Origin of the sequence: Streptomyces olivochromogenes, assembly GCF_001514115.1 — a bacterium.
Lineage (GTDB): Bacteria > Actinomycetota > Actinomycetes > Streptomycetales > Streptomycetaceae > Streptomyces > Streptomyces olivochromogenes.
Genome location: NZ_KQ948454.1, coordinates 259348 through 282760 on the forward strand (window position 1 = coordinate 259348; position 23413 = coordinate 282760).

General features: G+C 70.5%; 25 protein-coding genes and 2 pseudogenes. 6 read left to right on the forward strand and 21 right to left on the reverse strand.

Going from position 1 to position 23413, the window contains the following annotated elements:
• Positions 1-279: 279 nt before the first annotated feature.
• The 5 genes from AQJ27_RS13560 to tsaB form a co-directional block, all read right to left on the reverse strand.
• Positions 280-1320, reverse strand: coding sequence for a LacI family DNA-binding transcriptional regulator (locus AQJ27_RS13560; protein ID WP_388118542.1), 1041 nt, complete (start codon positions 1318-1320; stop codon positions 280-282).
• Positions 1321-1419: 99 nt separating this feature from the next.
• Complete coding sequence (locus AQJ27_RS13565; protein ID WP_067367008.1) at positions 1420-1671, reverse strand: hypothetical protein; 252 nt, start codon at positions 1669-1671, stop codon at positions 1420-1422.
• Positions 1668-2795 (reverse strand): tRNA (adenosine(37)-N6)-threonylcarbamoyltransferase complex transferase subunit TsaD, encoded by a 1128-nt coding sequence (tsaD, locus tag AQJ27_RS13570; protein WP_067367011.1) that lies wholly within the window; start codon positions 2793-2795, stop codon positions 1668-1670. Before tsaD ends, AQJ27_RS13565 begins: the two co-directional genes overlap by 4 nt.
• Positions 2788-3294, reverse strand: coding sequence for a ribosomal protein S18-alanine N-acetyltransferase (rimI, locus tag AQJ27_RS13575; protein WP_060895788.1), 507 nt, complete (start codon positions 3292-3294; stop codon positions 2788-2790). Before rimI ends, tsaD begins: the two co-directional genes overlap by 8 nt.
• A gap of 17 nt (positions 3295-3311) precedes the next feature.
• Entirely contained in the window at positions 3312-3974 is a 663-nt protein-coding gene (tsaB, locus tag AQJ27_RS13580) for a tRNA (adenosine(37)-N6)-threonylcarbamoyltransferase complex dimerization subunit type 1 TsaB (RefSeq protein ID WP_067367014.1), read from the reverse strand.
• Positions 3975-4096: 122 nt separating this feature from the next.
• Here tsaB and AQJ27_RS13585 point away from each other — a divergent pair, with 122 nt between their 5' ends.
• Positions 4097-4648 carry a hypothetical protein gene (locus AQJ27_RS13585; RefSeq protein ID WP_067367017.1) on the forward strand — a complete coding sequence of 184 codons (552 nt, stop codon included), beginning with the start codon at positions 4097-4099 and terminating at the stop codon, positions 4646-4648.
• A 488-nt stretch (positions 4649-5136) separates the two neighbouring features.
• Here AQJ27_RS13585 and tsaE read toward each other — a convergent pair whose 3' ends face one another.
• From tsaE to AQJ27_RS52020, 11 genes and pseudogenes are all read right to left on the reverse strand, one after another.
• Positions 5137-5670, reverse strand: a complete 534-nt coding sequence (gene tsaE / locus AQJ27_RS13590; protein ID WP_067367020.1) for a tRNA (adenosine(37)-N6)-threonylcarbamoyltransferase complex ATPase subunit type 1 TsaE — start codon at positions 5668-5670, stop codon at positions 5137-5139.
• Positions 5636-6874, reverse strand: a complete 1239-nt coding sequence (locus AQJ27_RS13595) for an alpha/beta fold hydrolase (protein WP_067367025.1) — start codon at positions 6872-6874, stop codon at positions 5636-5638. The genes tsaE and AQJ27_RS13595 overlap by 35 nt, the downstream gene beginning before the upstream one ends.
• 137 nt (positions 6875-7011) lie before the next feature.
• Entirely contained in the window at positions 7012-8166 is a 1155-nt protein-coding gene (gene alr, locus AQJ27_RS13600) for an alanine racemase (protein WP_067367028.1), read from the reverse strand.
• A gap of 46 nt (positions 8167-8212) precedes the next feature.
• On the reverse strand, positions 8213-9091 hold the full coding sequence (locus AQJ27_RS13605) for a L,D-transpeptidase family protein (protein WP_079064961.1): 879 nt from the start codon (positions 9089-9091) through the stop codon (positions 8213-8215).
• Positions 9092-9289: 198 nt separating this feature from the next.
• Positions 9290-10729 (reverse strand): bifunctional ADP-dependent NAD(P)H-hydrate dehydratase/NAD(P)H-hydrate epimerase, encoded by a 1440-nt coding sequence (locus AQJ27_RS13610; protein WP_067367034.1) that lies wholly within the window; start codon positions 10727-10729, stop codon positions 9290-9292.
• Positions 10730-10791: 62 nt separating this feature from the next.
• Positions 10792-11163, reverse strand: a complete 372-nt coding sequence (locus AQJ27_RS13615; protein WP_060895278.1) for a holo-ACP synthase — start codon at positions 11161-11163, stop codon at positions 10792-10794.
• A gap of 64 nt (positions 11164-11227) precedes the next feature.
• Positions 11228-12481, reverse strand: a complete 1254-nt coding sequence (locus AQJ27_RS13620; protein WP_067367038.1) for a CU044_5270 family protein — start codon at positions 12479-12481, stop codon at positions 11228-11230.
• Positions 12478-13077, reverse strand: a complete 600-nt coding sequence (locus AQJ27_RS13625) for an RNA polymerase sigma factor (RefSeq protein WP_067367041.1) — start codon at positions 13075-13077, stop codon at positions 12478-12480. The genes AQJ27_RS13620 and AQJ27_RS13625 overlap by 4 nt, the downstream gene beginning before the upstream one ends.
• 205 nt (positions 13078-13282) lie before the next feature.
• Positions 13283-13774 (reverse strand): peptidylprolyl isomerase, encoded by a 492-nt coding sequence (locus AQJ27_RS13630; RefSeq protein WP_067367043.1) that lies wholly within the window; start codon positions 13772-13774, stop codon positions 13283-13285.
• A gap of 158 nt (positions 13775-13932) precedes the next feature.
• Entirely contained in the window at positions 13933-14130 is a 198-nt protein-coding gene (locus AQJ27_RS13635) for a hypothetical protein (RefSeq protein ID WP_067367045.1), read from the reverse strand.
• A gap of 43 nt (positions 14131-14173) precedes the next feature.
• Positions 14174-14266, reverse strand: a pseudogene (locus tag AQJ27_RS52020) (ATP-binding protein); the annotation flags it as partial.
• A 44-nt stretch (positions 14267-14310) separates the two neighbouring features.
• Between AQJ27_RS52020 and AQJ27_RS58625 the strand changes: the two are divergent.
• Together AQJ27_RS58625 and AQJ27_RS52025 are read left to right on the forward strand one after the other, a co-directional pair.
• Positions 14311-14421: pseudogene (locus AQJ27_RS58625) on the forward strand (transcriptional regulator); the annotation flags it as partial.
• The gene (locus AQJ27_RS52025) at positions 14418-14642 is read left to right on the forward strand and encodes a DUF397 domain-containing protein (protein ID WP_079064962.1); all 225 of its coding nucleotides are present in this window, start codon (positions 14418-14420) and stop codon (positions 14640-14642) included. The pseudogene AQJ27_RS58625 and the gene AQJ27_RS52025, both read left to right, overlap by 4 nt.
• On the opposite strand, the gene glmS is transcribed toward AQJ27_RS52025, so the two are convergent.
• Positions 14603-16450 (reverse strand): glutamine--fructose-6-phosphate transaminase (isomerizing), encoded by a 1848-nt coding sequence (gene glmS, locus AQJ27_RS13640; protein WP_079064963.1) that lies wholly within the window; start codon positions 16448-16450, stop codon positions 14603-14605. The genes AQJ27_RS52025 and glmS overlap by 40 nt on opposite strands.
• Positions 16451-16649: 199 nt before the next feature.
• Here glmS and coaA point away from each other — a divergent pair, with 199 nt between their 5' ends.
• Positions 16650-17618: a type I pantothenate kinase gene (gene coaA / locus AQJ27_RS13645; RefSeq protein ID WP_162489346.1), complete on the forward strand. Its 969-nt coding sequence runs from the start codon at positions 16650-16652 to the stop codon at positions 17616-17618.
• A 71-nt stretch (positions 17619-17689) separates the two neighbouring features.
• Positions 17690-18637 carry a DUF389 domain-containing protein gene (locus AQJ27_RS13650; protein WP_067367051.1) on the forward strand — a complete coding sequence of 316 codons (948 nt, stop codon included), beginning with the start codon at positions 17690-17692 and terminating at the stop codon, positions 18635-18637.
• On the opposite strand, the gene glmM is transcribed toward AQJ27_RS13650, so the two are convergent.
• From glmM to rplM, 3 genes are all read right to left on the reverse strand, one after another.
• Positions 18634-19992, reverse strand: a complete 1359-nt coding sequence (gene glmM, locus AQJ27_RS13655; RefSeq protein WP_067367054.1) for a phosphoglucosamine mutase — start codon at positions 19990-19992, stop codon at positions 18634-18636. The genes AQJ27_RS13650 and glmM overlap by 4 nt on opposite strands.
• Before the next feature lie 163 nt (positions 19993-20155).
• Positions 20156-20677: a 30S ribosomal protein S9 gene (gene rpsI / locus AQJ27_RS13660; protein ID WP_060895271.1), complete on the reverse strand. Its 522-nt coding sequence runs from the start codon at positions 20675-20677 to the stop codon at positions 20156-20158.
• Between the two features lie 45 nt (positions 20678-20722).
• Complete coding sequence (gene rplM / locus AQJ27_RS13665) at positions 20723-21166, reverse strand: 50S ribosomal protein L13 (protein ID WP_060895272.1); 444 nt, start codon at positions 21164-21166, stop codon at positions 20723-20725.
• Between the two features lie 464 nt (positions 21167-21630).
• On the opposite strand from rplM, the gene AQJ27_RS13670 reads away from it, so the two are divergent.
• Positions 21631-22512 (forward strand): hypothetical protein, encoded by an 882-nt coding sequence (locus tag AQJ27_RS13670; protein WP_067367057.1) that lies wholly within the window; start codon positions 21631-21633, stop codon positions 22510-22512.
• Between the two features lie 53 nt (positions 22513-22565).
• Here AQJ27_RS13670 and AQJ27_RS13675 read toward each other — a convergent pair whose 3' ends face one another.
• Positions 22566-23318: a polyprenol monophosphomannose synthase gene (locus AQJ27_RS13675; RefSeq protein ID WP_067367060.1), complete on the reverse strand. Its 753-nt coding sequence runs from the start codon at positions 23316-23318 to the stop codon at positions 22566-22568.
• Between the last annotated feature and the right edge of the window lie 95 nt (positions 23319-23413).

Below are 23413 nucleotides of genomic sequence, written 5' to 3' on the forward strand. Positions count from 1 at the left end.
CTTCCGGAAGAGAGCCGATAATTATCGGCCGAGTGCGCCGGAAGTTACGGGGGTACGCCAGACGTGTCAACGCCCCTGACAAATATCGGCAGTTCTTCACGCGCGGGCCGATGGGGGCTGCTCGCGCCCCGCGGCGGAGCCGCTGATGTACACAGCCCCGCGCCCCTTCGGGCGCGCCGGGATCAGCGCCCCTTCAGGGGCGCGAGGAACTGCGCGACCGGCCACGAATCACCCGCAGCCGCCGAACCGCCCTCGAACACCCCGCCCCTGCCGCGCCCCTCAACCCCGTCGCGCCGTACTCGCCCGAACGACCAGCTCAGTAGCCAGTTCAACCCTCGGAGAGACCGGGTCCTCGCCCAGCGCCAGCCGGAGCACCGTGCGCGTGGCCAGCTTCCCCATGTCCGCGAGCGGCTGCCGCACCGTCGTGAGCGGCGGCGCCGACCACCGGACCTCCGGCAGGTCGTCGAACCCGACGACACTCATGTCCTCGGGCACCCGCATCCCCCGCCGCCGCAACGCCTCGATCGCCCCGAGCGCCATCTGGTCACTCGCCGCGAACACGGCGGTCGGCGGTTCCTCCAGGTCGAGCAGCGTGTTGCAGCCGTCGAAGCCGGCCTGATGGTAGAAGTCCCCCGGCACGATCAGCGCGTCGTCGACCGCGACCCCCGCACCGTCCAGCGCCGCCCGGTACCCGTCGAGCCGTGCCCGCGAGCACAGCAACCGCACGGGTCCGGCGACAAAGCCGATCCGCCGGTGCCCGAGCCCGAGCAGATGCTCCGTCGCCGCCATCCCGCCCGCCCAGTTGGCGGCGCCGACGGTCGGCACGTCGAGGGTCGGGGACCCCGCCGGATCGATCACGACCAGCGGCACCCCGAGCCGCCGCAACTCCTCGTGCAGCCGGGGTTCGAGGACCGAGGTCACGAGGATCACGCCGTCCGAGGCGCGGGCGCGCAGATTGGTCATCCACTGCCGGGCCGAGCCCGACGCACCGTGGATGGCGGAGACGACCGTGCCCACCCCGGAGGCGTGCGCGACCTCCTCGACCCCCCGGATGATCTCCACGGCCCAGGGGCTGTCGAGGTCGTTGAAGACCAGGTCGATCAGGGCCGCCCGGTCACCGGGCGCGGACGACTTGCGCTGGTAGCCGTGGCGCCGCAGCAGGTCCTCGATGCGGGCCCGGGTCTCCGGCGACACGTCGGAGCGGCCGTTGACGACACGCGACACGGTGGGCACCGAGACGCCGGCCTGCCGGGCGATCTCGGTGATCGTCACCTTGTTCTTGATGCTCTCCCGGGCCACTGCGCCCACCTCCGTCGACACGTCGAACCGCCCCTCTACCGTTCCACACCCACGAACGAAACTTTGCAGGAGTCTTCCGGAAAAGCGAGGTCGGCGTGAAGCCCGGCGGAGACGAAGGCGTCAGGAGACCGACTCGAACCGCCACCGATGGACCGTCCGGGTCACCAACTCCCCGCCAGGCTCCGGGAGTTCGGGCAGCTCGGCGTCGTAGGGCGCATCCCACCAGGTGATGACGAGCACCCGGTCCTGCGGCGCGCGCAGGATCTCCCGCCGCAGCGGCTCGCTCGCGAGCTCCTGCCTGCGCACCCAGGCGAGCAGTTCCTCGCCCCGCCCGGGGACGGCCCGCGCCTCCCACATCAGCGCGACGCTCACGAGTACAGGTTCTCCTTCGAGACCTCGTGCACGTGATCATGATCGTGGCCAGGGCCGTGGCCGTGGCCGTGCTCGTGCGAACGGCCGGGCACATGCGGGTCCGTCACCGGCAGTGAGGAGTCGGCCGACAGGTCCCAGTCGGAGGCGGCCCGGTTGCGGGAGACCATCTCCGCGCCCAGCGCGGCCACCATCGCCCCGTTGTCCGTGCACAGCTTCGGCCGCGGCACCCGCAGCCGGATCCCCGCGGCCTCGCAGCGCTCCTGCGCCAGCGCCCGCAGCCGTGAGTTGGCGGCCACGCCACCGCCGATCATCAGATGGTCGACGCCCTCGTCCTTGCAGGCCCGTACGGCCTTGCGGGTCAGCACGTCGACGACCGCCTCCTGGAAGGAGGCCGACACGTCACGCACCGGCACCTCCTCACCCGCCGCCCGCTTGGCCTCGATCCAGCGGGCAACGGACGTCTTCAGGCCGGAGAAGGAGAAGTCGTACGCCGGGTCGCGCGGGCCGGTCAGGCCGCGCGGGAAGGCGATCGCGGAGGGGTCGCCCTCCTTCGCGTACCGGTCGATGACCGGACCGCCGGGGAAGCCGAGGTTGAGCACGCGCGCGATCTTGTCGAAGGCCTCGCCGGCCGCGTCGTCGATGGTCGCGCCCAGCGGGCGGACGTCCGAGGTGATGTCGGTCGACAGCAGCAGCGAGGAGTGACCGCCGGAGACCAGCAGTGCCATCGTCGGCTCCGGCAGCGGGCCGTGCTCCAACTGGTCCACACAGATGTGGGAGGCGAGGTGGTTGACGCCGTAGAGGGGCTTGCCGAGCGCGTAGGCGTACGCCTTGGCGGCGGTGACGCCGACGAGGAGGGCGCCGGCGAGGCCGGGACCTGCGGTGACCGCGATGCCATCCAGGTCCTTCGCGCTCACCCCCGCCTCCTTCAGCGCACGGTCGATCGTCGGCACCATCGCCTCCAGGTGCGCCCGGGAGGCGACCTCGGGCACGACACCGCCGAAGCGGGCGTGCTCGTCGACGCTGGACGCGATGGCGTCCGCGAGCAGGGTGGTGCCGCGGACGATGCCGACGCCGGTCTCGTCGCAGGAGGTCTCGATGCCCAGGACAAGCGGTTCGTCAGCCATTGCTCTCTGTTCCTTGTACGCCGTTTACTGAGGGTGAACCCGGGGCGGAGCCGCTGTCGGACGCGGTGCGCATCCGCATGACCAGGGCGTCGACGTTGCCCGGCTGGTAGTAGCCGCGACGGAAGCCGATGGGCTCGAAGCCGAAGCGCTCGTACAGCTTCTGCGCGCGGACGTTGTCCACGCGGCACTCGAGCATGACCTCGGCGCACTCGAACGCGGTCGCGGCCCGCAGCAGCTCGGTCAGCAGCCGGGCGCCGAGGCCGGTGCCCCACTGATCACGTCGTACGGCGATGGTCTGTACGTCGCCCAGGTCGCCGGAGGCGGCGAGCCCGGCGTATCCGACGAGCCGGCCGCTCTCGGTCGCCACCACATACCGGCGCGTCGCCCCGGGCCCGCGGGCGTGGGCCAGCTCGGACCAGAACATCCCCCGCGACCAGGCGTCCTCGGGGAAGAGGTCCTTCTCCAGCTCCAGTACGGGATCGATGTCCCACCAGCGCATCTCGCGCAGTTCGGCGGTCACTTCGGGGTGACCACCTTGTAGTTCTTGGGCACCTGGGCGTCCGGGCGGCGCAGGTAGAGCGGCCGGGGCGCCTCGAGCTCCTCACCCGCGGCGAGTTTCTCCGCCGCCAGGGACGCGAGCGCGCCCGCGGAGACGTGCTCGGGTGCACGGGCGTCCGGGAAGGTGTCGGGATAGAGCAGCGCACCCGCGCCCACGGCGGGCAGACCGGCGACCGTCGCGGCGATGTCGGCGGGCCGGTCGACGGCGGGCTCGGAGACACGCGTACGGGGGTCGTCGTACAGGGCCCAGTACACCTCCTTGCGCCGGGCGTCCGTCGCGACGACGAACGGCCCCTCGACGCCGGTGCCGTCGGCGGCGTACGCGAGCCCGTCGAGGGTGCACAGGCCGTGCACGGGCACGCCGAGCACGAGGCCGAAGGTGTCGGCGGTCATGAGGCCGACGCGCAGCCCCGTGTACGGGCCGGGGCCGACGCCCACGACGATGCCGGTGACGGCGTCCAGCTTGAGGCCTGCCTCGGCGAGCACCCGGTCGACGGCCGGCAGCAGCAGCTCTCCGTGCCGGCGCGCGTCCACCTGGCTCGACGAGGCGATGACGGACGTGCCGTCGTGCAGGGCGACGGTCACGGCGGGGGTGGCGGTATCCAGAGCGAGCAAGAGCACGCAAACAGCCTACGGCGCCCGAGCGGGACGCACGGCCGTCCCGGTCTGCGGGGCGGCGACTGCTACCGTCACCACAAAGGACGTAATGGACACGAACGCGGTACGAGAGGCGGGTACACAAGATGGCTAGGAGCAGCTCGGGATTCGTGGCCGGGCTCACCGCGGCGGCTGTCGCGGTGGTCGGCTTCCTCGCCTACCAGGCGTCCGCGAACGTGCCCGACACCCTCGGCAAGCCCCTCGCGGGCGCGTCCAAGGTCCCCACCACGAAGGCACCCCGGGACAAGAAGAACCCGGTGGCGCTGCCGACCCCCTCGGGCAGGGGTGAGCGGGTCGTCTACTCGGTCGACGACGACCGCGTGTGGCTGGTCGACGCGAACAACAGGACCGAGCGCACCTTCCAGGTCACCCCCGGCACGGTGGACCCGGCGGTCGGCACCTACGCCGTCACCTCCCGCTCCAAGGCCGTCACCGGATCGGACGGCACTCAGGTCGAGCACGTGGTCCGCTTCAGCGTCGTGGACGGCGTGGCGATCGGCTTCAGCTCCGCCATGGACGGCTCCACGGGTTCCCCCGACTCCACCAAGAAACTCGGCGGTATCCGGGAGACCCGCAAGAACGGCACCGCGATGTGGAACTTCGCGACGATCGGCGTGAAGGTAGTCGTCATCCGCTAGTCGTCATCCGCTAGTCGTGGTCATTGACCAGTCAGCGGGCCTGTGCGGAGGCGCGCCCTTAGGGGCGCGGGGCTGTGTACATCAGCGGCTCCGCCGCGGGGCGCGACCAGCCCCCACCGGACCCGCAGCCGAACCACCGCCCCTCTGCGGAGCGTCCGCGGAGCGCTCACGCCGCTTTGCGGACCTGCTCCTCCGCGGAAGCCCCCGGAGCCTCCGCCGCAGGCGCGACCGGCGGCCTGGACACCGCGTCGGCCGCCGCACACGACGCCAAAAGATCCCGCATCGACACCCCACCGCACGGCTGCTGCACCGGCACGTCACGTTCCGAAGCCGACATGGACGCCTCCTGGGGATTCGGGGGCAAGCGTGGTTAGGTAGACCTAACTACCGACTGAGGTCCATGTGACCACGGCCGGGACGCCCAACGCAACATCTTGCCGACGACTTGTCGGAACCTTCACGTCCCCCGGAACCCTCACCCAGGGTGATCAAGCCGCGAGCACGCTCAGATCGATCGTCGCCCAGCGCTCCCCGAGCCCGGTGAGCGTGACGTGCCGCACCTCGTCCGTGGTGTCGCCGACGGCCCGGTGGATGACGACGTCGAGCCGGTCGTCGGTCAGCTCCTCGACCTTGCCCTCGCCCCACTCCACGACGATCACCGAGTCGGTGAGCGACACGTCGAGGTCGAGGTCCTCCATCTCGTCGAGGCCGCCGCCCAGCCGGTACGCGTCCACGTGCACGAGCGGCGGACCGTCACCGAGGGAGGGGTGCACACGGGCGATGACGAACGTCGGCGAGGTGACCGCGCCCCGTACGCCGAGCCCCTCGCCGAGCCCGCGGGTCAGTGTCGTCTTGCCCGCGCCGAGCTCCCCGTTCAGCATCACGAGATCGCCCGCGCGCAGCAGCTTGGCCAGGTGAAGGCCCAACTCCCGCATCTGCTCGGGCGAGTTGACGGTGATCTGGACGTTCACGCCCTCGGCGGCGGGCTCAGCCGGGTTGTGCGCTGCTGCTGGTGCTTCCATAGCCACCCACGGTAGCCCCTGCCGGGACGGCGCCCGCGCGCATCAGAAGGTCGGCGAGACGGTCTATGACCACCTCGGGGTGCTCCAGCATAACCAGATGCCCGGCGTCCGGAACGAGCACCAGTTCGGCGTCCGGCAGCAGGTCCGCGATCGCCTCGCTGTGCTCACTCGGTGTCACCATGTCGCCGACCCCGGCCAGCACCAGCACCGGCAGTTCGGCGAAGTACGCGAGGGCTTCGGTCTTGTCGTGCTCGGTGAACGCCGGGTAGAACTCCGCGACGACGTCGATCGGAGTGCCCTCGATCATCCGTTCGGCGAAGCGCACGATGGCCGGGTCGACGTCCCGGGACGCGAACGAGTACCGCTTGATGATCCCCGCGAACAGGTCGGCCGTCGCCCGTCGCCCCCGCTCCACCAGGGCAGCCTGCTGACCGAGCGCCTTCAGCACACCGGGGAGCACCCGGCGCACCGCGTTGACGCCCGCGACGGGCAGCCCGAAGTTGACCTCGCCGAGCCGCCCCGACGACGTACCGACGAGCGCGACGGCGACGACCCGCTCGCGGACGAGGTCCGGATACCGGTCGGCCAGCGCCATGACGGTCATCCCGCCCATGGAGTGCCCCACCAGCACGATCGGCCCCTCGGGCACGGCCGCGTCGATGACGGCCTTCAGGTCCTGGCCGAGCTGGTCGATGGAGACGGGCGTGCCGTCCTTCGTCTGCGCGACCCCGCGCCCGGAGCGGCCGTGACTGCGCTGGTCCCAGTGCACCGTGCGCACCACCCCGCGCAGCGCGGCCCGCTGGAAGTGCCAGGAGTCCTGGTTGAGGCAGTACCCGTGACTGAAGACGACGGTGACGGGGGCCGGGGCCTTGCGCCCGAAGAGCCGCCGCCGACGTGGGGTGAACGTCACATCCTGCTCGATGTCGTCCACCTCGTAGTACAGCTCGGTGCCGTCGTCGGCGTACGCCTTGCCGGGCGTGCCGCGCAGCGAGCCGTACGGGCCCGTCGAGTCGAGCGCGAGGCGGGCCTTGTTGCGCATGCCGCGGCCCACCGTCAGCCGCTCTATGGCGACTCCGGCGGCGGCGCCCGCGGCGACCACGCCTATGGCGACGCCGGCGATACCGGCCTTGCGCCAGTTCCCGGCGGCGGAGGCGACGGCCGCCGCGGCGACGTCCGTGACGGCCTCCGCGCTGCTCTCGCTCACGTACCGCTCCTCTTCGCCGGGGTGTCGTTCACTTCAGTAGGTCGTGCTGAGGGTGGTGCCGGAGGTACCGCTGGTGGTGCAACTATGTCCTGTTGCCCTGTTGTCCTGCGCGGGGCACCCCCTGTACTCCTTGCGGGTTACCCGCCTTGTTCCTTATTCACGTATACGCGCGGCACTCGGGTTCCGATCCGGGTGACGATTTCGTACGCGATCGTCCCCGCCGCCCGCGCCCAGTCCTCGGCGGTCGGCTCGCCCCGGTCGCCCGGACCGAACAGGATCGCCTCCGAACCGGGCACCGGCTCGTCCCCGCCCAGGTCGACCACGAACTGGTCCATCGCGACCCGCCCCGCCACCGTCCGCCACTTGCCGCCCACCAGCACCGGTCCGGTGCCGGAGGCGTGGCGCGGCACGCCGTCCGCGTAGCCGACGGGGACGAGGCCGAGGGTGGTGGCACCCGCGGTGACGTAGTGATGCCCGTAACTGACCCCGTGGCCCCCCGGTACGTGCTTCACCAGCGCGAGGGACGCGCTCAGTGTCATCACCGGGCGCAGCCCGAAGTCGGCCGGGGTGCCGATCTCGGGGCTGGGCGAGATGCCGTAGACCGCGATCCCCGTCCGTACGAGGTCGAAGTGGCTCTCGGGGAGGGTCAGCGTGGCCGGCGAGTTCGCGATGTGCCGCACCTCGGGACGCGCGCCCCGCTCCTCGGCGTACGTCACCATCTCGCGGAAACGGTCCAGTTGGGCACGGATGGAGGGGTGCCCGGGTTCGTCGGCGCAGGCGAAGTGCGACCACAGACCGGTGATGTCGATCAGCCCGCGTTCCTCGGCGCGCAGCGCCTCGCGCACGAGTTCGGGCCAGTCGGCGGGCTGGCAGCCGCCGCGCCCGAGCCCGGTGTCGGCCTTGAGCTGGACCCGGGCGGCCGTCCCGGCCGCCTCGGCCGCGGCGGTGACCTCCCGCAGGGCCCACATCCCGCTCACCGACACGTCGAGGTCGGCCTCGATGGCCTCCCGCCACGGCCCGCCGGGCGTCCACAGCCAGCACATGATCCGGCTGTCGGTCAGGCCGGCCGCGCGCAGGGCGAGGGCCTCCTCGGGGGTGGCGGTGCCGAGCCAGGTGGCGCCGGCCTCCAGCGCCGCGCGGGCGCACGGGACCGCCCCGTGGCCGTACGCGTCGGACTTGACCACGGCCATCAAGGCCGCGGAGGGCGCGTGGGCACGCAGGGTCCGCACGTTGGCCCGCAGGGCGGCCAGGTCGATCTCTGCGCGGGCGCGCAGGGGTGCTGTGTCGTTCATCGCGCCCCCAGTGTCTCAGAGGGGTCCGAGGGCCCCCGGAGGACGGTCAGGTGCCGGCCCTGCGGCCCCACACGTACACGTGGTCGTTCGTCTTGGTGACGTTCCACAGGGAGCGGGCGTCGGCCAGGCGCAGATTGACACAGCCGTACGAGCCGTTCGGGTCGTAGATGCTGCCGTAGATGGCGTGGAAGGCCTCTCCGCCGCTGAAGAACTGGCTGTACGGCATCGGGGTGTTGTACAGCGTCGACCAGTGGCTCTTGTGCTTCCAGTAGACCTTGAACGAGCCGGTCCTGGTCCGGTACCCGGCCCGGCCGCTGCGCATCGGCACCGGTCCCCACAGCACCTTCTTCCCCTTCTGCACCCAGGTGAGCTGCCGGGTCAGGTCCACACACGCGACGCGGTACGACCGCACGGGACACTTCCCGGCCGCGTTCGGGTTCTTCTTCGCGGACAGCAGCTGCATCCGGGCCCAGGTGACGGGGCCGGCGAAGCCGCTGTTCGGCTTGATCCCCTCCTTCGTCTGGAACGCCCGGATGGCGGCGCAGTCCCTCGCCGACTGCTTCCCGTCGACCTTCAGCTTCAGCCACCGCTCGACCTGCCGCTGGTACGGCCCGGTCAGCTTGCTGCACATCACGGACTTGCCCGCGACGGCCTCGCTGAGGGGGACGTACTCGATGAGCGCGTCCGTCTCCGCGGGGGCGTCCCTCGGCTCGGCAGCGTCCTCCTGCGCGCTCGGTGTGTACACCCTCGGTGGCAGCATCTGGTCCGGCGTGTCCACGTGCCACGGCTGATGGGGCCCCGGCGGCACGCCGGGCACCAGCTCGCTGCCCGGCCCGGGCGCGGGGGGCCCGGCCTCCGCCGCCGCGCCCTCCACCGGCATCACCACCAGCAGCGCGAGGAGCACCCCCACGCTCCCGCGTCTCATTCGTCTGCTCATCATCATGCGACCAGCGATACGCAACCCCGACGCGAGCGGGGGTGCGCCGCGCGGACGGGGTCCCCCGTAATGGGCAACGCAGCGCCCCCGTAAGGGGCGCGGGGGGGCTGGGGCGAAGCCCCACCCCAGGGGCGCGGGGAACTGCGCGACAAGCCCCCACCCACCCGCAGACGAAGAACGGCGGGGTCAGCGGAGCGCGTCGCGGATGTCCCGCCAGGCCTCCGGAATCGCCGCCGCGACATCATGCGCCCCCAGGGGCGCCCCGTCCGCCGCGAGCCTCCCCGCCAGCCCATGCAGATACGCGCCCACACTGCCCGCGTCCAACGCCGACAACCCGGCCGCGAGCAACGACCCCGCGAGCCCCGACAGCACGTCCCCACTCCCGGCCGTGGCCAGCCACGCCGTCCCCGTCGGATTCACCCGCACCGCACCGCCCTGCGGATCGGCGACCAGAGTCGTCGACCCCTTCAGCAGCACGGTCGCCCCGTACCGAAGCGCCAACTCCCGCGCCGACGCCAGCCGAGCCGCCTCCACCGACTCCCGCGAGACCCCGAGCAACGCCGCCGCCTCCCCGGCATGCGGAGTCATCAGCGTGGGCGCGGTACGGGCCCGTACGGCGGACCGGTCCGCGAGCCGCAGCCCGTCCGCGTCCACCAGCACCGACACATCCGCCTCGAGCACCTGCGCCACCGCCGACGCGTCGTCCCCGACCCCGGGCCCCACCACCCACGCCTGGACCCGCCCGGCCCGTGCGGGCCCCTGGTCCGACACAAGCGTCTCGGGAAAACGGGAGATCACGGCATCCGCCGCGGGCCCGACGTACCGCACCGCCCCCGCGCCGCCCCGCAACGCCCCGGACACGGCGAGCACGGCGGCCCCGGGATACCGCGCGGACCCGGCCGCGATCCCGACGACCCCGCGCCGGTACTTGTCGCTCTCGGCCCCGGGCACCGGCAGCCGCACCGCCACGTCCGCGTGCTGAAGGGCCTCCAGTTCGGCCTCCTCGGGCAGTTCGAGCCCGATGTCGACGAGGCGTACCGAACCGGCGTACTCGCGCCCCGGGTCGATGAGCAGCCCGGGCTTGTGCGTTCCGAAGGTCACCGTCAGATCGGCGCGGACGGCGGTGCCCAGGACCTCTCCGGTGTCGGCCTCGATCCCGCTCGGCAGGTCCACGGCGACCACGGCGGCCCGGGAGTCCGCCGCGTACCCGGCCAGCGGCACCGCCTCGGGCCGCAGCCCGCCCTTGCCCCCGATGCCGACGATCCCGTCCACGACGAGGTCGGCCCGCAGGATCAACTCCTCGGCGGCGCCGGACCCGGCCACCGTGCCCCCGGCCCCCCGCAGCGCGGCCAGGCCCGCGCCGTGCGTCCGTTCGGGCGCGAGCAGCACGGCGGTGACCCCCGCCCCACGCCGCGCCAGCCGGGCCCCGGCGTACAGGGCGTCGCCCCCGTTGTCCCCGCTGCCCACGAGCAGCACGACCCGGCTGCCGTACACCCGTCCCAGCAAGTCCGCGCAGGCAGCGGCGAGTCCGGCCGCGGCGCGCTGCATCAGCGCACCCTCCGCAAGCCGCGCCATCAGCTCACGCTCTGCCGCCCTGACCGTCTCCACGCTGTACGCAGTACGCATGGGTCGAGTCTCCCGTACGCGGGCTCACCGCGCCGCCCCGGCCGCCGTGCAACCGCGCTCCCCTACCCCTCCGCCACCACCACGGCCGAGGCCACCCCCGCGTCGTGGCTCAGCGACACATGCCACGAACGGACGCCCAGTTCGGCCGCGCGCGCCGCCACCGTCCCCGTCACCCGCAGCCGCGGCCGGCCGCTGTCCTCGACGTAGACCTCCGCGTCCGTCCAGTGCATGCCCGCCGGAGCGCCCAGCGCCTTGGCGACCGCCTCCTTCGCGGCGAAGCGCGCGGCCAGGGAGGCGATGCCGCGGCGCTCCCCGTTCGGCAGGTGCAACTCCTGATCCAGGAAGAGCCGATGGGCCAGCCCCGGCGTACGCTCCAGCGCCGCCAGGAACCGGTCGATCTCGGCCACGTCGATACCGACCCCGATGATGCTCATGCCCAGCACCCTATGGGCCGGACGGCCGCCGACGTGCCGACCTCTCGGCGTTGCTCGCGCGAGCTCAGTGCTTGGCGTTCTTCGGCACGGTGATCTGGTGCTCGCCCCAGCTCATCCGCGTCGTCGCCTCATAGTCCACCGTCGTACCCGCGTCGAGACCCGCCTCCCGGGCCCTGGCCGACGGTTCGACCAGCACGACCTGCTCGCAGAGCATCGCGCCGGTGGCCGGGTCCACGACCAGCTGCTGCTGCACGCTCCCCAGCGGGGTCCGCGCCGTGCCGGGGAACGCGACACCGACGCCCTCACGCCCCAGTGGATCGGTGACACGCCCGAGCCCCCGGACGCCGGGCAGGTTCGCGATCACCCGATACGCGGCCGCCCGTACGGCGGGCTTCACCGGCATCGTGATGAGGTCGGCCGCCTGGCGCAGCACATAGGCCGTGCGGCCGGCGCCGGTCTCGGCACCGCTGCTGTCCTCCGCGTACAGCTTCTCCAGCTGACGGCGCAACTCTCCACTGTTGGAGGGGAGTTCGCGCAGGTCCTGGTACGAGACGTTCCGCGGGCCGAGGGCGTAGATCTTGTCGTCGGCGTCCGTCCGCATGACCATCGGCCGCCCGGTTCCGATCCTGTACCCCAGCGTGCCCTGTCCGGCCGTTGTCGAGGCCTCGGCCTGCACGGTGGCCGGCGAGCCCGCGGCCCGCCAGCGTGCCTTGTCCGCCTCGGTGCGGGGCGCGGTCACGTCGTCCAGACCGGAGACCATCAGGCTCTGGGTTCCCGGGCGCACACCCACCGACCACTGTCCGGTCGACGTGGTGCGCACGGCGAAGAGCTGTCCCTTCGCATCGACGACGTTCACGTCCTGCGAGCGGGTGGTGGTCTGCCAGTACGTTCCCTCGGCGGCCGGTGTCTCCGCCTTCTTCGCCACGCTGAGCAGTTCGAGGCGGCCGTCGACCTGGACGTCGGCACGGCCCTCCGACGCCGCCGAGGCCGACCCCGCCGTGGCGGACGAGGACTGCGGGTGGGCGCTCGCACGCACCCCTGAAGGGTCCTGCCCGTCGAGCGTGCTCACGACCACCACGGACGCCGCGACGGCCGCGACGGCCACGACGGTCCCGAGCGGCCGGATCCCCGCCCAGAGGCGCCGCGGTTCCTCGGAGCGTGCCGTGCGACTGTCCGTCGCTCCGGCCAGGATGCGTGCCAGGTCGTCGTGCTGCCGCGGGGAGTCGGCCAACCGGGCCGGGTCGAGTTCGTCGGGCCGGGCGTCCGCGAGCACCCTCAGGACGTCGGGTCGCCCGGACCGTACACGGGTGTTCTTCATGTGAGTGCTCCTTTGCGATCAGCGCTGTGGTGCGGGGCCCGAGCCGGCGGCACCCGTGAAGGCGGCGTTTGTGTGGCTGCTACGGACGCCGTCTCCGCCGGGGACACCGCCTCCAGGGCCTTCTCCAGACGGCGGCGGGCCCGGTGCAGCCGGACGGTCAGCGTCGCGATGGTGCAGCCCAGGACCCGTGCCGCCTGCTTGGGGCTCAGCCCGTGCCAGGCGATCAGAGTCAGCAGCTCCCGGTCGGCGTCGGACAGACTCGCCAGGGCCTGCAACGCGGCTTCCCGGTCGGTCACGTCCGCCGCGACGTCACCGACGTCGCTCCGGGCACCGCTGCTGATGCGCTGCGCCTCCTCGGCGGCCAGGGCGTACTGGTGGCTGTCCCGGCGGCGCAGTTCGCGCACCAGGTTGCGGGCCACTCCCAGGAGCCAGGGCAGTGCGGGTTGCGGAATGTCCCGCACGCGCCGCCAGGCGACGGTGAACGTCTCGCTCGTGATGTCCTCGCCTACCTGTCGACCCACCAGACTCGTGGCATAGGCGAGGACGCGCGGATAGCACTCCTCGTAGACATCCCTGAAGCGTTGGGCATGTGTCACACGCCATCCCCTCATATCGGCTCTCTCACCAAGCAATGCGCGTGAGCGCCCACTTCTTACAGGGCGAGCCGAAATTCCTGTGGTGTGGTCCGCGTCACGCCGGGGAGAGGCGAGGGGTGCCCGATACCGATCGAGCGGGAACGGCCGCAGCCGTTCCCGCTCGATCTCTGCGCTGTACGGCCGGACGAGTCCCGGCCCGGATCTCTCAGACGGTGCCGGAGTCCGCGATGACGATCTTCTTGGACGTGGTGCCGGAACGGCTGCCGAGCTTCTCGACGGCCTTGACGACGTCCATGCCCTCGACGACCTCACCGAAGACGACGTGCTTGCCGTCGAGCCAGTCGGTGACGATCGTGGTGATGAAGAACTGCGAGCCGTTGGTGTTCCGGCCGGCGTTGGCCATGCTCAGCAGACCCGGCTTGGTGTGCTTGAGCTTGAAGTTCTCGTCCGGGAACTTCGCACCGTAGATGCTCTTGCCGCCGGTGCCGTCCTCGTTGGTGAAGTCACCGCCCTGCAGCATGAAGTCCGGGATGACACGGTGGAACGGCGAGCCCTTGTAGCCGAAACCGTTCTGACCGGTGGCCAGCTCACGGAAGTTGCGGGCCGTCTCCGGGACCACGTCGTCGTACAGCTTGAACTCGATCCGGCCGAGCGGCTCACCGTCGGCGGACACCTCGAAGAAGACGTTCTGTCCCATGGCACTGCTCCTCTTGTATTCGAAAGGTCGTGTCCGAGAATAAGAGGGCACCGGCCCACGGGTCGCAGCGGGAACCCCCACAGCGGGACAAACGGCCTAACGCCACCATCTGGACGAGCCTTCTTGCCGACGTCAGCGCCTGTCCGACGGGTCAGGCCCTAGTCGCCGTCACTGCTGGACTGATTCACACTCCGTCGCCCGTTGCTCTTCGCGGCGGCGCGCACCAGCTCCCCCACGACGAGCGTCACCGCCGCCACGCCCCGGACCCAGCGGGGCCCGCCCCGCGACGCCCACACCACACACACGCACCCACCGATGACAAGCACCAGGAGACCGGCCAGCACCAGAACGCCCATGTTCCCCACCCTGCATTCGCATATCCGTACGGTGCGGGTGATCCTAGGCGGCCGCCAGCTCGCACCACACGTACTTGCCGCGCTGCCCGTTCCTGGCCAGCGGCTGCCAGCCCCACAGATCGGCGCAGGCCCGCACTCCATGAGGCGGCACTTGGGATCAGGGTCAGCGACCGCGCCGCCTCGAAGGCTCAGCTCAACACTTACCGAACGAGCTTCCGTAGAGTAGAGGCCGCTTCACTCGAACCCGAACGGTCGCGCGAGTTCATCCACAAGCTGACGAAAGAGCTGTGAGGCACCCCACGGACAACTGGCGGAAGTCGTCCTACTCGAGCGAGGCCGACGGCAACGAGTGCGTGGAAATCTCGAACTCGCCCACCCACATAGCCATCCGCGACTCCAAGACCCCGGCCAGGGCCACGCTCACCTTCCCGGCCGGAGCCTTCTCCGCCTTCATCGACGCCCTAAAGCCGGCTCACTCCACCGTCACCGACTTCGCCAGGTTCCGAGGCTGATCCACCTCGTTGCCCCGCGCCGTCGCCAGTTCACACGCGAACACCTGCAACGGCACCGTCGCGACCAGCGGCTGAAGCAACGTCGGCGTGGCCGGAATCCGGATCAGGTGGTCGGCGTAGGGAACCACCGCCTCGTCCCCCTCCTCCGCGATCACGATCGTGCGCGCGCCCCTCGCCCGGATCTCCTGGATGTTGGACACGATCTTGTCGTACAGAACCGAGCGCCCGCGCGGCGACGGCACGACGACCACGACCGGCAGATCGTCCTCGATCAACGCGATCGGCCCGTGCTTCAGCTCACCCGCCGCGAAACCCTCGGCGTGCATGTAGGCGAGCTCCTTGAGCTTGAGGGCACCTTCCAGGGCGACCGGATATCCGACGTGCCGCCCCAGGAACAGCACGGTCTTCTTGTCGGCGAGCGATCGCGCGAGCTCCCGTACCGGCTCCATGGTCTCCAGGACGCGTTCCACCTCGCCGGAGATCTGGGACAGGTCCCGGATGACGGCCTGGATCTCGTCGCCCCACTTGGTCCCGCGGACCTGGCCCAGGTACAGGGCGACCAGATAACAGGCGACCAACTGCGTCAGGAAGGCCTTGGTGGACGCGACGGCGACCTCAGGACCCGCGTGCGTGTAGAGCACCGCGTCCGACTCGCGCGGGATCGTCGAACCGTTCGTGTTGCAGATCGCCAGCACCTTGGAGCCCTGCTCGCGGGCGTGCCGCAGCGCCATCAGCGTGTCCATGGTCTCGCCGGACTGGGAGATGGCGATCACCAGCGACCGCGTACCGAGAATCGGATCCCGGTACCGGAACTCGCTCGCGAGTTCCACCTCGCACGGGATCCGCGTCCAGTGCTCGATGGCGTACTTGGCGATCAGCCCGGCGTGGAAGGCGGTCCCGCAGGCCACGATGACGACCTTGTCGACCTCGCGCAGCTCGTGAACCGGGATCCGCACCTCATCGAGCGTCAGTGAACCGCCCGCGTCGATCCGGCCCAGGAGCGTATCGGCGACCGCCTTGGGCTGCTCGGCGATCTCCTTGAGCATGAAGTAGTCATAGCCCCCCTTTTCCGCGGCCGAGGCGTCCCAGTCGATGTGGTACGAGTGCACCTCCGCCGGACGGCCGTCGAAACCGGTCACCGTCACGCCGTCCCGGCGCAGCTCCACCACCTGGTCCTGACCCAGCTCGATCGCCGACCGCGTGTGGGCGATGAACGCGGCGACATCCGAGGCGAGAAAGGCCTCGCCCTCTCCAACGCCCACCACGAGCGGCGAGTTCCGCCGCGCCCCCACCACCACGTCCGGATCGTCCGCATGCACCGCGACCAGCGTGAACGCGCCCTCCAGACGGCGGCACACGAGCCGCATCGCCTCCGCCAGGTCCTCGCACGCCGAGAACTCCTCGGCGATCAGGTGTGCGACCACCTCGGTGTCGGTCTCGGAGGCCAGCTCGTGCCCGCGCTCGGCCAACTCGGCACGCAGCAGCGCGAAGTTCTCGATGATCCCGTTGTGCACGACGGCGACGCGCCCGGCGTTGTCGAGATGCGGATGGGCGTTCGCGTCCGTGGGCCCCCCGTGCGTGGCCCAGCGCGTGTGCCCGATCCCCGTCGACCCGGTCGGCAGCGGCCGGCCGACCAGCTCCTTCTCCAGGTTGACCAGCTTCCCGGCCTTCTTCGCGGCGGCGAGCCCCCCGTCCGCCAACACGGCGACACCCGCCGAGTCGTACCCCCGGTACTCCAGCCGCTTCAGCCCGGCCATCACCACATCAAGCGCCGACTGCGACCCCACGTATCCCACGATTCCGCACATGCGCCGCAGCCTAAGCGCCAACAACCTCCCGAACCCGGCACTGCGTGCCCGAATTCGGAAATTCCAGCCACCTTTCGGGGGGTCCCCCGGCCCCTGGACGCCCATGCGTAACCCCGCGTAGCCGACTACGTGACCGACCCCACCCCCCACCCCGTCCACACTCCCGTAACAATGGACTGTGATCTCTCCGGTCTCCCCGATGCCCCGGAGCGCCCACCGGCACAGGCCGGAGGCGACTCCCTACGTCGACCTCACCCGAGCCGAGTGGAGCGTGCTGCGCGAAAAGACGCCGCTGCCACTGACCGCCGAGGAGGTCGAGAAGCTGCGCGGTCTGGGCGATGTCATCGACCTCGACGAGGTGCGGGACATCTATCTGCCGCTGTCCAGACTGCTCAATCTGTACGTCGGCGCCACCGACGGGCTCAGAGGGGCGCTGAACACGTTCCTCGGTGAGAAGGGCTCCCAGTCCGGCACCCCGTTCGTCATAGGGGTGGCCGGGTCGGTCGCCGTCGGCAAGTCCACCGTCGCGCGCCTGCTGCAGGCCCTGCTCTCCCGCTGGCCCGAACACCCACGCGTCGAACTGGTGACCACGGACGGTTTCCTGCTCCCCACCAAGGAGCTGGAGGCACGCGGTCTGATGTCGAGGAAAGGTTTCCCCGAGTCGTACGACCGTCGGGCCCTCACCCGGTTCGTCGCCGACATCAAGGCGGGGAAGGACGAGGTCACGGCCCCCGTCTACTCCCACCTGATCTACGACATCGTCCCCGACCAGCGGCTCACCGTCCGCCGTCCGGACATCCTCATCGTCGAGGGCCTGAACGTCCTGCAGCCCGCCCTCCCCGGCACGGACGGCCGCACCCGCGTCGGCCTCGCGGACTACTTCGACTTCAGCGTGTACGTCGACGCCCGCGCCGAGGACATCGAGAGCTGGTATCTCAACCGGTTCAAGAAGCTCCGTCAGACCGCCTTCCAGAAGCCCGACTCCTACTTCCGCAGGTACACCCAGGTCTCCGAGGAGGAGGCGCTCGACTACGCCCGCACGACCTGGCGCACCATCAACAAGCCCAACCTGCTGGAGAACGTGGCTCCCACCCGGGGCCGCGCCACCCTCGTCGTGCGCAAGGGCCCGGACCACAAGGTGCAGCGCCTGAGCCTGCGCAAGCTGTAGTCGCGAGGCCCCGTCGCCTGCTGTCGTCGCACGCCGTAACGCCGTCATCCCGTGCGTATACCCTGCGCCGCATGCTGCATCTACGTCTGATCAGCCCGGCCGACCGCACCGACGACGTCGTACGGCTGATCGAGAGGACCGTGGGCACGACCCATCTCGTCGTGCTCACGGGCGCCGCCCGCAACCCGGCAGGGGACGTGGTGACGTGTGACGTCGCGCGTGAAGCGGGCGACGAACTGATCGGCGGGCTGCGGGAGATGGAGCTCGACCGGACCGGGTCGATCGCCGTCGAGAACATCGATCTGTCGCTGTCGAAGCGCGCCGACAAGGCGGAGGACGAGGCGCCGGGCGAGAGTGCGGACGCGGTGCTGTGGGAGCACCTGGCCGACGCGACGCACGAGGAGTCGACGCTCTCGGTGACCTACGTCGCCTTCCTCACGCTCGCCACGATGATCGCGGCCTGCGGTGTGGTCCTCGACAACGCGATCCTGATCGTGGGCGCGATGGCGGTGGGCCCGGAGTTCGGGCCGCTGGCCGGCATCTGCACAGCGCTGGTCCAACGCGACCCTCGGCTGGCGTGGCGCTCCCTGAACGCGCTGCTCGTGGGCTTCGCGGTGGCGTTGGTGGTGACGGTCGGCTTCACGTACTTCATGGACGCGGTGGGCCTGTTCAGCGCGGTCAAGCTGGACGCCGAGCGGCCCAACACCAACTTCATCTACCGTCCCGACGCGTTCTCGTTCGTCGTCGCGGTCCTGGCCGGCGTGGCCGGCACCCTCTCGCTGACCTCGGCGAAGTCGGGCGCGCTGGTCGGTGTCGCCATCTCGGTGACCACGGTGCCGGCGGCGGCGAACGCTGCCGTGGCCTTCGCCTACGGCGAGTACCGGCAGGCCTGGGGCTCCAGCGAGCAGCTGCTGCTCAACCTGCTGGGCATCGTGCTGGCCGGTACGTTCACGCTGGTCGTCCAGAAGTGGCTCTGGGCCCAGCAGCGTGAGCGTACCGCCAGAACAGACCGGTTCTAGCCCAGCGCCGACTTCACCGCGTCCGCGAGCCGCCCCGCCACCGACCGCGCGTGGTCGATGTCGGCGGCCTCGACCATGACCCGGACGAGCGGCTCGGTGCCGGAAGGGCGCAGCAGCACCCGGCCGGTGGAGCCGAGTTCCCGCTCGGCCTCGGTGACCGCGGCCGCCAGTTCGGCGGAGCTGTTCACCCGCGAGCGGTCGACGTCGGGGACGTTGATGAGGACCTGCGGCAGCCGCTCCATGACGGACGCGAGGTCCTGGAGCGTACGGCCGGTCTGGGCGATCCGGGCCGCCAGCAGCAGGCCGGTCAGCGTGCCGTCGCCGGTGGTGGCGTGGTCGAGGATGATCACGTGCCCGGACTGCTCGCCGCCGAGCGCGTAGTTGTGCTCCTTCATCTCCTCCAGGACGTAGCGGTCACCGACCGCGGTCTGGATGAGGGAGACACCCTCGCGCTCCATGGCGAGCTTGAAGCCCAGGTTGGACATGACCGTCGCGACAACTGTGTCGGAGCGCAGTGCGGAACGCTCCCGCATCGCCAGCGCGATGACGGCCAGGATCTGGTCGCCGTCCACCTCGGCACCCGTGTGGTCCACGGCGAGGCAGCGGTCGGCGTCGCCGTCGTGCGCGATGCCGAGGTCGGCCCCGTGCTCGACGACGGCGGCCTTCAGGAGGTCGAGGTGGGTGGAGCCGCAGCCGTCGTTGATGTTCAGGCCGTCGGGCGAGGCGCCGATCGTGATGATCTCGGCACCGGCCTGCGTGAAGGCCTCGGGAGACACTCGGGCGGCGGCGCCGTGCGCCTCGTCGAGGACGACCTTCAGGCCGTCGAGGCGGTTCGGGAGCACGCCGAGGAGGTGGGCGACGTACTGGTCGAGCCCCTCGTCGTACCCGCGCACGCGCCCGACGCCGGCGCCGGTGGGCCGGTCCCAGGGCGCACCGGTGCGGTGCTCCTCGTACACGCCCTCGATCCTGTCCTCCAGCTCGTCGGCCAGCTTGTGGCCGCCGCGGGCGAAGAACTTGATGCCGTTGTCGGGCATGGCGTTGTGGCTGGCCGAGAGCATCACGCCGAGGTCGGCGCCCAGCGCACCGGTGAGGTACGCCACCGCGGGGGTGGGCAGCACACCGACGAGCAGGACGTCCACTCCCGCGCTGGCCAGGCCCGCGACCACGGCGGCTTCCAGGAACTCCCCGGACGCGCGCGGGTCCCGCCCGACCACTGCCACCGGCCGGTGGCCCTCGAACGTACCCGCCTCGGCCAGCACATGCGCCGCCGCCACGGAGAGACCGAGCGCCAGCTCGGCCGTCAGATCCGCGTTGGCGACACCGCGCACGCCGTCCGTGCCGAAGAGTCGTCCCACTGGTGTCCTCCTGATGAAGCTCAGTTTTCGGAAGTCATCCGATCATGCAAGCCTTTGAGCGCCTTGTGCCGTTATACGCCCTGAGCTGTGATAAACGAACGCCCCGGCGGCACACAGCGTGCCGCCGGGGCGAACGGTCGTACGAATACGCAGCAGCCAGCGATTAACGCTTGCTGTACTGCGGAGCCTTACGGGCCTTCTTGAGACCGGCCTTCTTGCGCTCGACCGCACGGTCGTCGCGCTTGAGGAAGCCGGCCTTCTTCAGGGCCGGGCGGTTGTTGTCGACGTCCGCCTCGTTCAGCGCGCGGGCGACACCGAGACGGAGCGCACCGGCCTGACCGGAGACGCCGCCACCCGAGATGCGGGCGATGACGTCGTAGCGGTTGTCGAGCTCGAGCACCTTGAAGGGCTCGTTGACTTCCTGCTGGTGCACCTTGTTGGGGAAGTAGTCCTCAAGGGTGCGACCGTTGATCTTCCACTTGCCGGTGCCCGGGACGATCCGGACGCGGGCGATGGCGTTCTTGCGACGGCCCAGGCCGGCGGCCGGCTGCGGGTCGCCGAAGCGGCCCGCGAGCGACTCCGAGGTGTACTCGCCCTCGACGGGGACCTCGGACTCGGTGGTGTAGTTCTCGATGTCGACGAGCTCAGTCTCTTCGACCGGCTGCTCAACGGTGGTCTCGGCCACGATTCTCCTCAGATTCTTTTCTGTCTTAGGGGGTGGTGGCCGGAACTACTGCGCGACCTGGGTGATCTCGAACGGGACCGGCTGCTGAGCAGCGTGCGGGTGGTTCTCGCCCGCGTAGACCTTCAGCTTCGAGAGCACCTGACGGCCCAGGGTGTTCTTGGGGATCATGCCCTTGATGGCCTTCTCGATGGCCTTCTCGGGGTTCTTGGCCAGCAGCTCGTCGTAACGGACGGAGCGCAGACCACCCGGGTAGCCGGAGTGGCGGTACGCCAGCTTCTGGGTCTTCTTGTTGCCGGAGAGGTGCACCTTGTCGGCGTTGATGATGATGACGAAGTCACCAGCATCGACGTGCGGCGCAAAGATCGGCTTGTGCTTGCCCCGCAGGATGTTCGCGGCAGTGGTGGCCAGACGGCCCAGGACGACATCCTGGGCGTCGATGACATACCACTGGCGAGTGATGTCGCCGGGCTTGGGGCTGAACGTACGCACTTCGCAGCCTTCTTCTTCAGTGGATGGGTGCTGACACATGGCATCACTGAAGCGATCGTGCAGCTGGGGACGACAGTGCCGGGAACGATGCCCGTATGCCGCCCACTGGTAACTGCTCCAGGGAACCTACGTAGGGGCCTCTCGCGTGAGAACGACCAAGCCGATACGCATAACGAACTGTAAGAGTACCCGCGGTTGCCCGGACGGGTCAAAACGCGGGTTCGCGACCCGAGCACTCAGGGCCACGCGAGCAGTCCCTGTAAACAGAGTAAGGCAGTCCTTTCCTCCGCAACGGTCCGACTACCCGGCGTCACCCGACGGCCCGCACCTGGAAGCCTGCCGAAGCGTGTCGCACCAAGCACCCGGAGATGTCAGTTTTGCCCGTGCGCACTCAGGTCACGCTAGGGGCTCAAGTGCCCTCCGGTGCGGACCGCCACCCCCCGGACCCCGTCTAAGATGCGCGCATGAGTTATGGGCAGGGTGGGCAGGGGGAGCCTCCGTGGGATCCCTGGAAGCCTGGTTCTCAGCAACCCGATTGGGGACGTCGGAACCAGACTCCGGACTGGGCGGCACTCGCCGACGCGTCCGAGGCACGCAACCGGCGGCGCAGACTGCTGGTGATCGTCGGCTCGGCGGTCGCCACGATCGCGGTCGGCGCTGCCGTCGCCGTGGCCGTCGTCTCCTCGAACGGGGACAACCAGGCCGGGAACACGCCCAGCAAGCTGCCCGTCACCGCGAGCATCCCGAGCGACAGCACGGCGCCGGTACCGACGTTCGCGCCGACCTCGGCGCCGCCGCCGCTGGATCCGATGGACTTCATATCCAGCGTGCAGAAGGACACCGCGCCGCTCAGCCCGGACATCCTCTTCCCCGGTTCCCAGCTCACGATGGGTGACCGCGTCTACCGCAAGGGCCCCACCGCCTCGACGACGAACTGCGCGTCGGCCGTGCAGGGCACGCTGCCCGCGGTGCTCAACAAGAACGACTGCACCCGGATGATGCGCGTCACCTACACCAAGGACGGCGTCTCGGTGACCGTCGGCGTCGCGGTCTTCAACACCGCGGCCCAGGCGGTCAAGGCGAAGTCCGAGGCGGACAGCAAGAGCATCATCACCTCGCTGTCCGGCCAGGGCGTCGCCAACTTCTGCCGTACGGCGGTCTGCCGCTCGACCACCAACTCCTACGGCCGTTACGCCTACTTCACGCTGGCCGGCTTCAACAACGGCAAGGACGTGACGACGAAGGACGCCAAGGTCTTCACGACCGGCGACGACCTGGCCGAGTTCGCCTTCCGCCAGATCCGCCGCCGCGGCGAGGCCCAGGCGTCGACGGCGGCCAACCAGTAACCGGCCGACCGCCGCCGTACCCAGGACCTGGGACCCGGAACCTGGGACCCGGGTCAGTTCTTCTTCATGCGCAGCCGGATCGGCACCAACGCCGACTCCAGCTGCGTCTTCAGTGTCATCTTCGAGACCCCCTCGGTCCGCTCCTCGAAGCGGATCGGGATCTCGACGGCGCTGTGCCCCGCCCGTACGGCCTTGTACTTCAGCTCGACCTGGAAGCTGTAACCGGCGCTGTCCAGCGTGGCCAGGTCGATGTCGCGCAGGGCCTGGGCCGACCAGAGGTTGAACCCGGCCGTGATGTCCCGGATCCGGGTGCCGAGCACGGTACGGGCGTACCGGTTGGCGAAGCGGGAGAGCAGGACGCGGTGCGTACCCCAGTCCTCGTCCAGCGAGCCGCCCTCGACGTACCGGCTGCCGATGACCAGCCCCACCCCGTTGGCCAGGGCCGTGCCGAGCATCCGGGGCACGGCCTCGACGGGGTGGCTGCCGTCGGCGTCCATCTGGACGACGTACTCGGCGCCCTCGTCGAGCGCGAGGCTCATCCCGGCCGCGTAGGCGCGCCCGAGCCCGTCCTTCTCGGTGCGGTGCAGCACGCTCATCCGGCGCCGCCCCTTGGTGTTGTACTTCTCCGCCAGCTCGTCGGCGATCCTGCCGGTGCCGTCCGGGCTGGAGTCGTCCACGATCTTCAAGTGAAGCCCGTCGAGCGGCAGTTGAAGCACCGCTTCCGCCATCCGCGGCAGGTTGGCCGCCTCGTTGTAGGTCGGCATCACCACAGTGACGGCAGTGCCCGCCCCCAGGTTGTTCGTCATTTCCCTTTCCCTCCCCATATGTCGCTTATGTAGTCTTAAATTCCCCCTCCCTCGGCGGGCGGCCGTGTCCGGCACGGCACCCGGAGGGAAAGGTG

Bases quoted from the DNA above. Each gene is read 5' to 3' on its own strand.
- tsaD (WP_067367011.1), bottom strand. From the start codon at position 2,795: ATGGCTGACGAACCGCTTGTCCTGGGCATCGAGACCTCCTGCGACGAG.
- rimI (WP_060895788.1), bottom strand. From the start codon at position 3,294: ATGCGCTGGTGGGACATCGATCCCGTACTGGAGCTGGAGAAGGACCTC.
- AQJ27_RS13585 (WP_067367017.1), top strand. From the start codon at position 4,097: ATGGCTAGGAGCAGCTCGGGATTCGTGGCCGGGCTCACCGCGGCGGCT.
- tsaE (WP_067367020.1), bottom strand. From the start codon at position 5,670: ATGGAAGCACCAGCAGCAGCGCACAACCCGGCTGAGCCCGCCGCCGAG.
- alr (WP_067367028.1), bottom strand. From the start codon at position 8,166: ATGAACGACACAGCACCCCTGCGCGCCCGCGCAGAGATCGACCTGGCC.
- AQJ27_RS13605 (WP_079064961.1), bottom strand. From the start codon at position 9,091: ATGAGACGCGGGAGCGTGGGGGTGCTCCTCGCGCTGCTGGTGGTGATG.
- AQJ27_RS13610 (WP_067367034.1), bottom strand. From the start codon at position 10,729: ATGCGTACTGCGTACAGCGTGGAGACGGTCAGGGCGGCAGAGCGTGAG.
- AQJ27_RS13615 (WP_060895278.1), bottom strand. From the start codon at position 11,163: ATGAGCATCATCGGGGTCGGTATCGACGTGGCCGAGATCGACCGGTTC.
- AQJ27_RS13620 (WP_067367038.1), bottom strand. From the start codon at position 12,481: ATGAAGAACACCCGTGTACGGTCCGGGCGACCCGACGTCCTGAGGGTG.
- AQJ27_RS13630 (WP_067367043.1), bottom strand. From the start codon at position 13,774: ATGGGACAGAACGTCTTCTTCGAGGTGTCCGCCGACGGTGAGCCGCTC.
- AQJ27_RS13635 (WP_067367045.1), bottom strand. From the start codon at position 14,130: ATGGGCGTTCTGGTGCTGGCCGGTCTCCTGGTGCTTGTCATCGGTGGG.
- glmS (WP_079064963.1), bottom strand. From the start codon at position 16,450: ATGTGCGGAATCGTGGGATACGTGGGGTCGCAGTCGGCGCTTGATGTG.
- coaA (WP_162489346.1), top strand. From the start codon at position 16,650: ATGCCCCGGAGCGCCCACCGGCACAGGCCGGAGGCGACTCCCTACGTC.
- AQJ27_RS13650 (WP_067367051.1), top strand. From the start codon at position 17,690: ATGCTGCATCTACGTCTGATCAGCCCGGCCGACCGCACCGACGACGTC.
- AQJ27_RS13670 (WP_067367057.1), top strand. From the start codon at position 21,631: ATGAGTTATGGGCAGGGTGGGCAGGGGGAGCCTCCGTGGGATCCCTGG.
- AQJ27_RS13675 (WP_067367060.1), bottom strand. From the start codon at position 23,318: ATGACGAACAACCTGGGGGCGGGCACTGCCGTCACTGTGGTGATGCCG.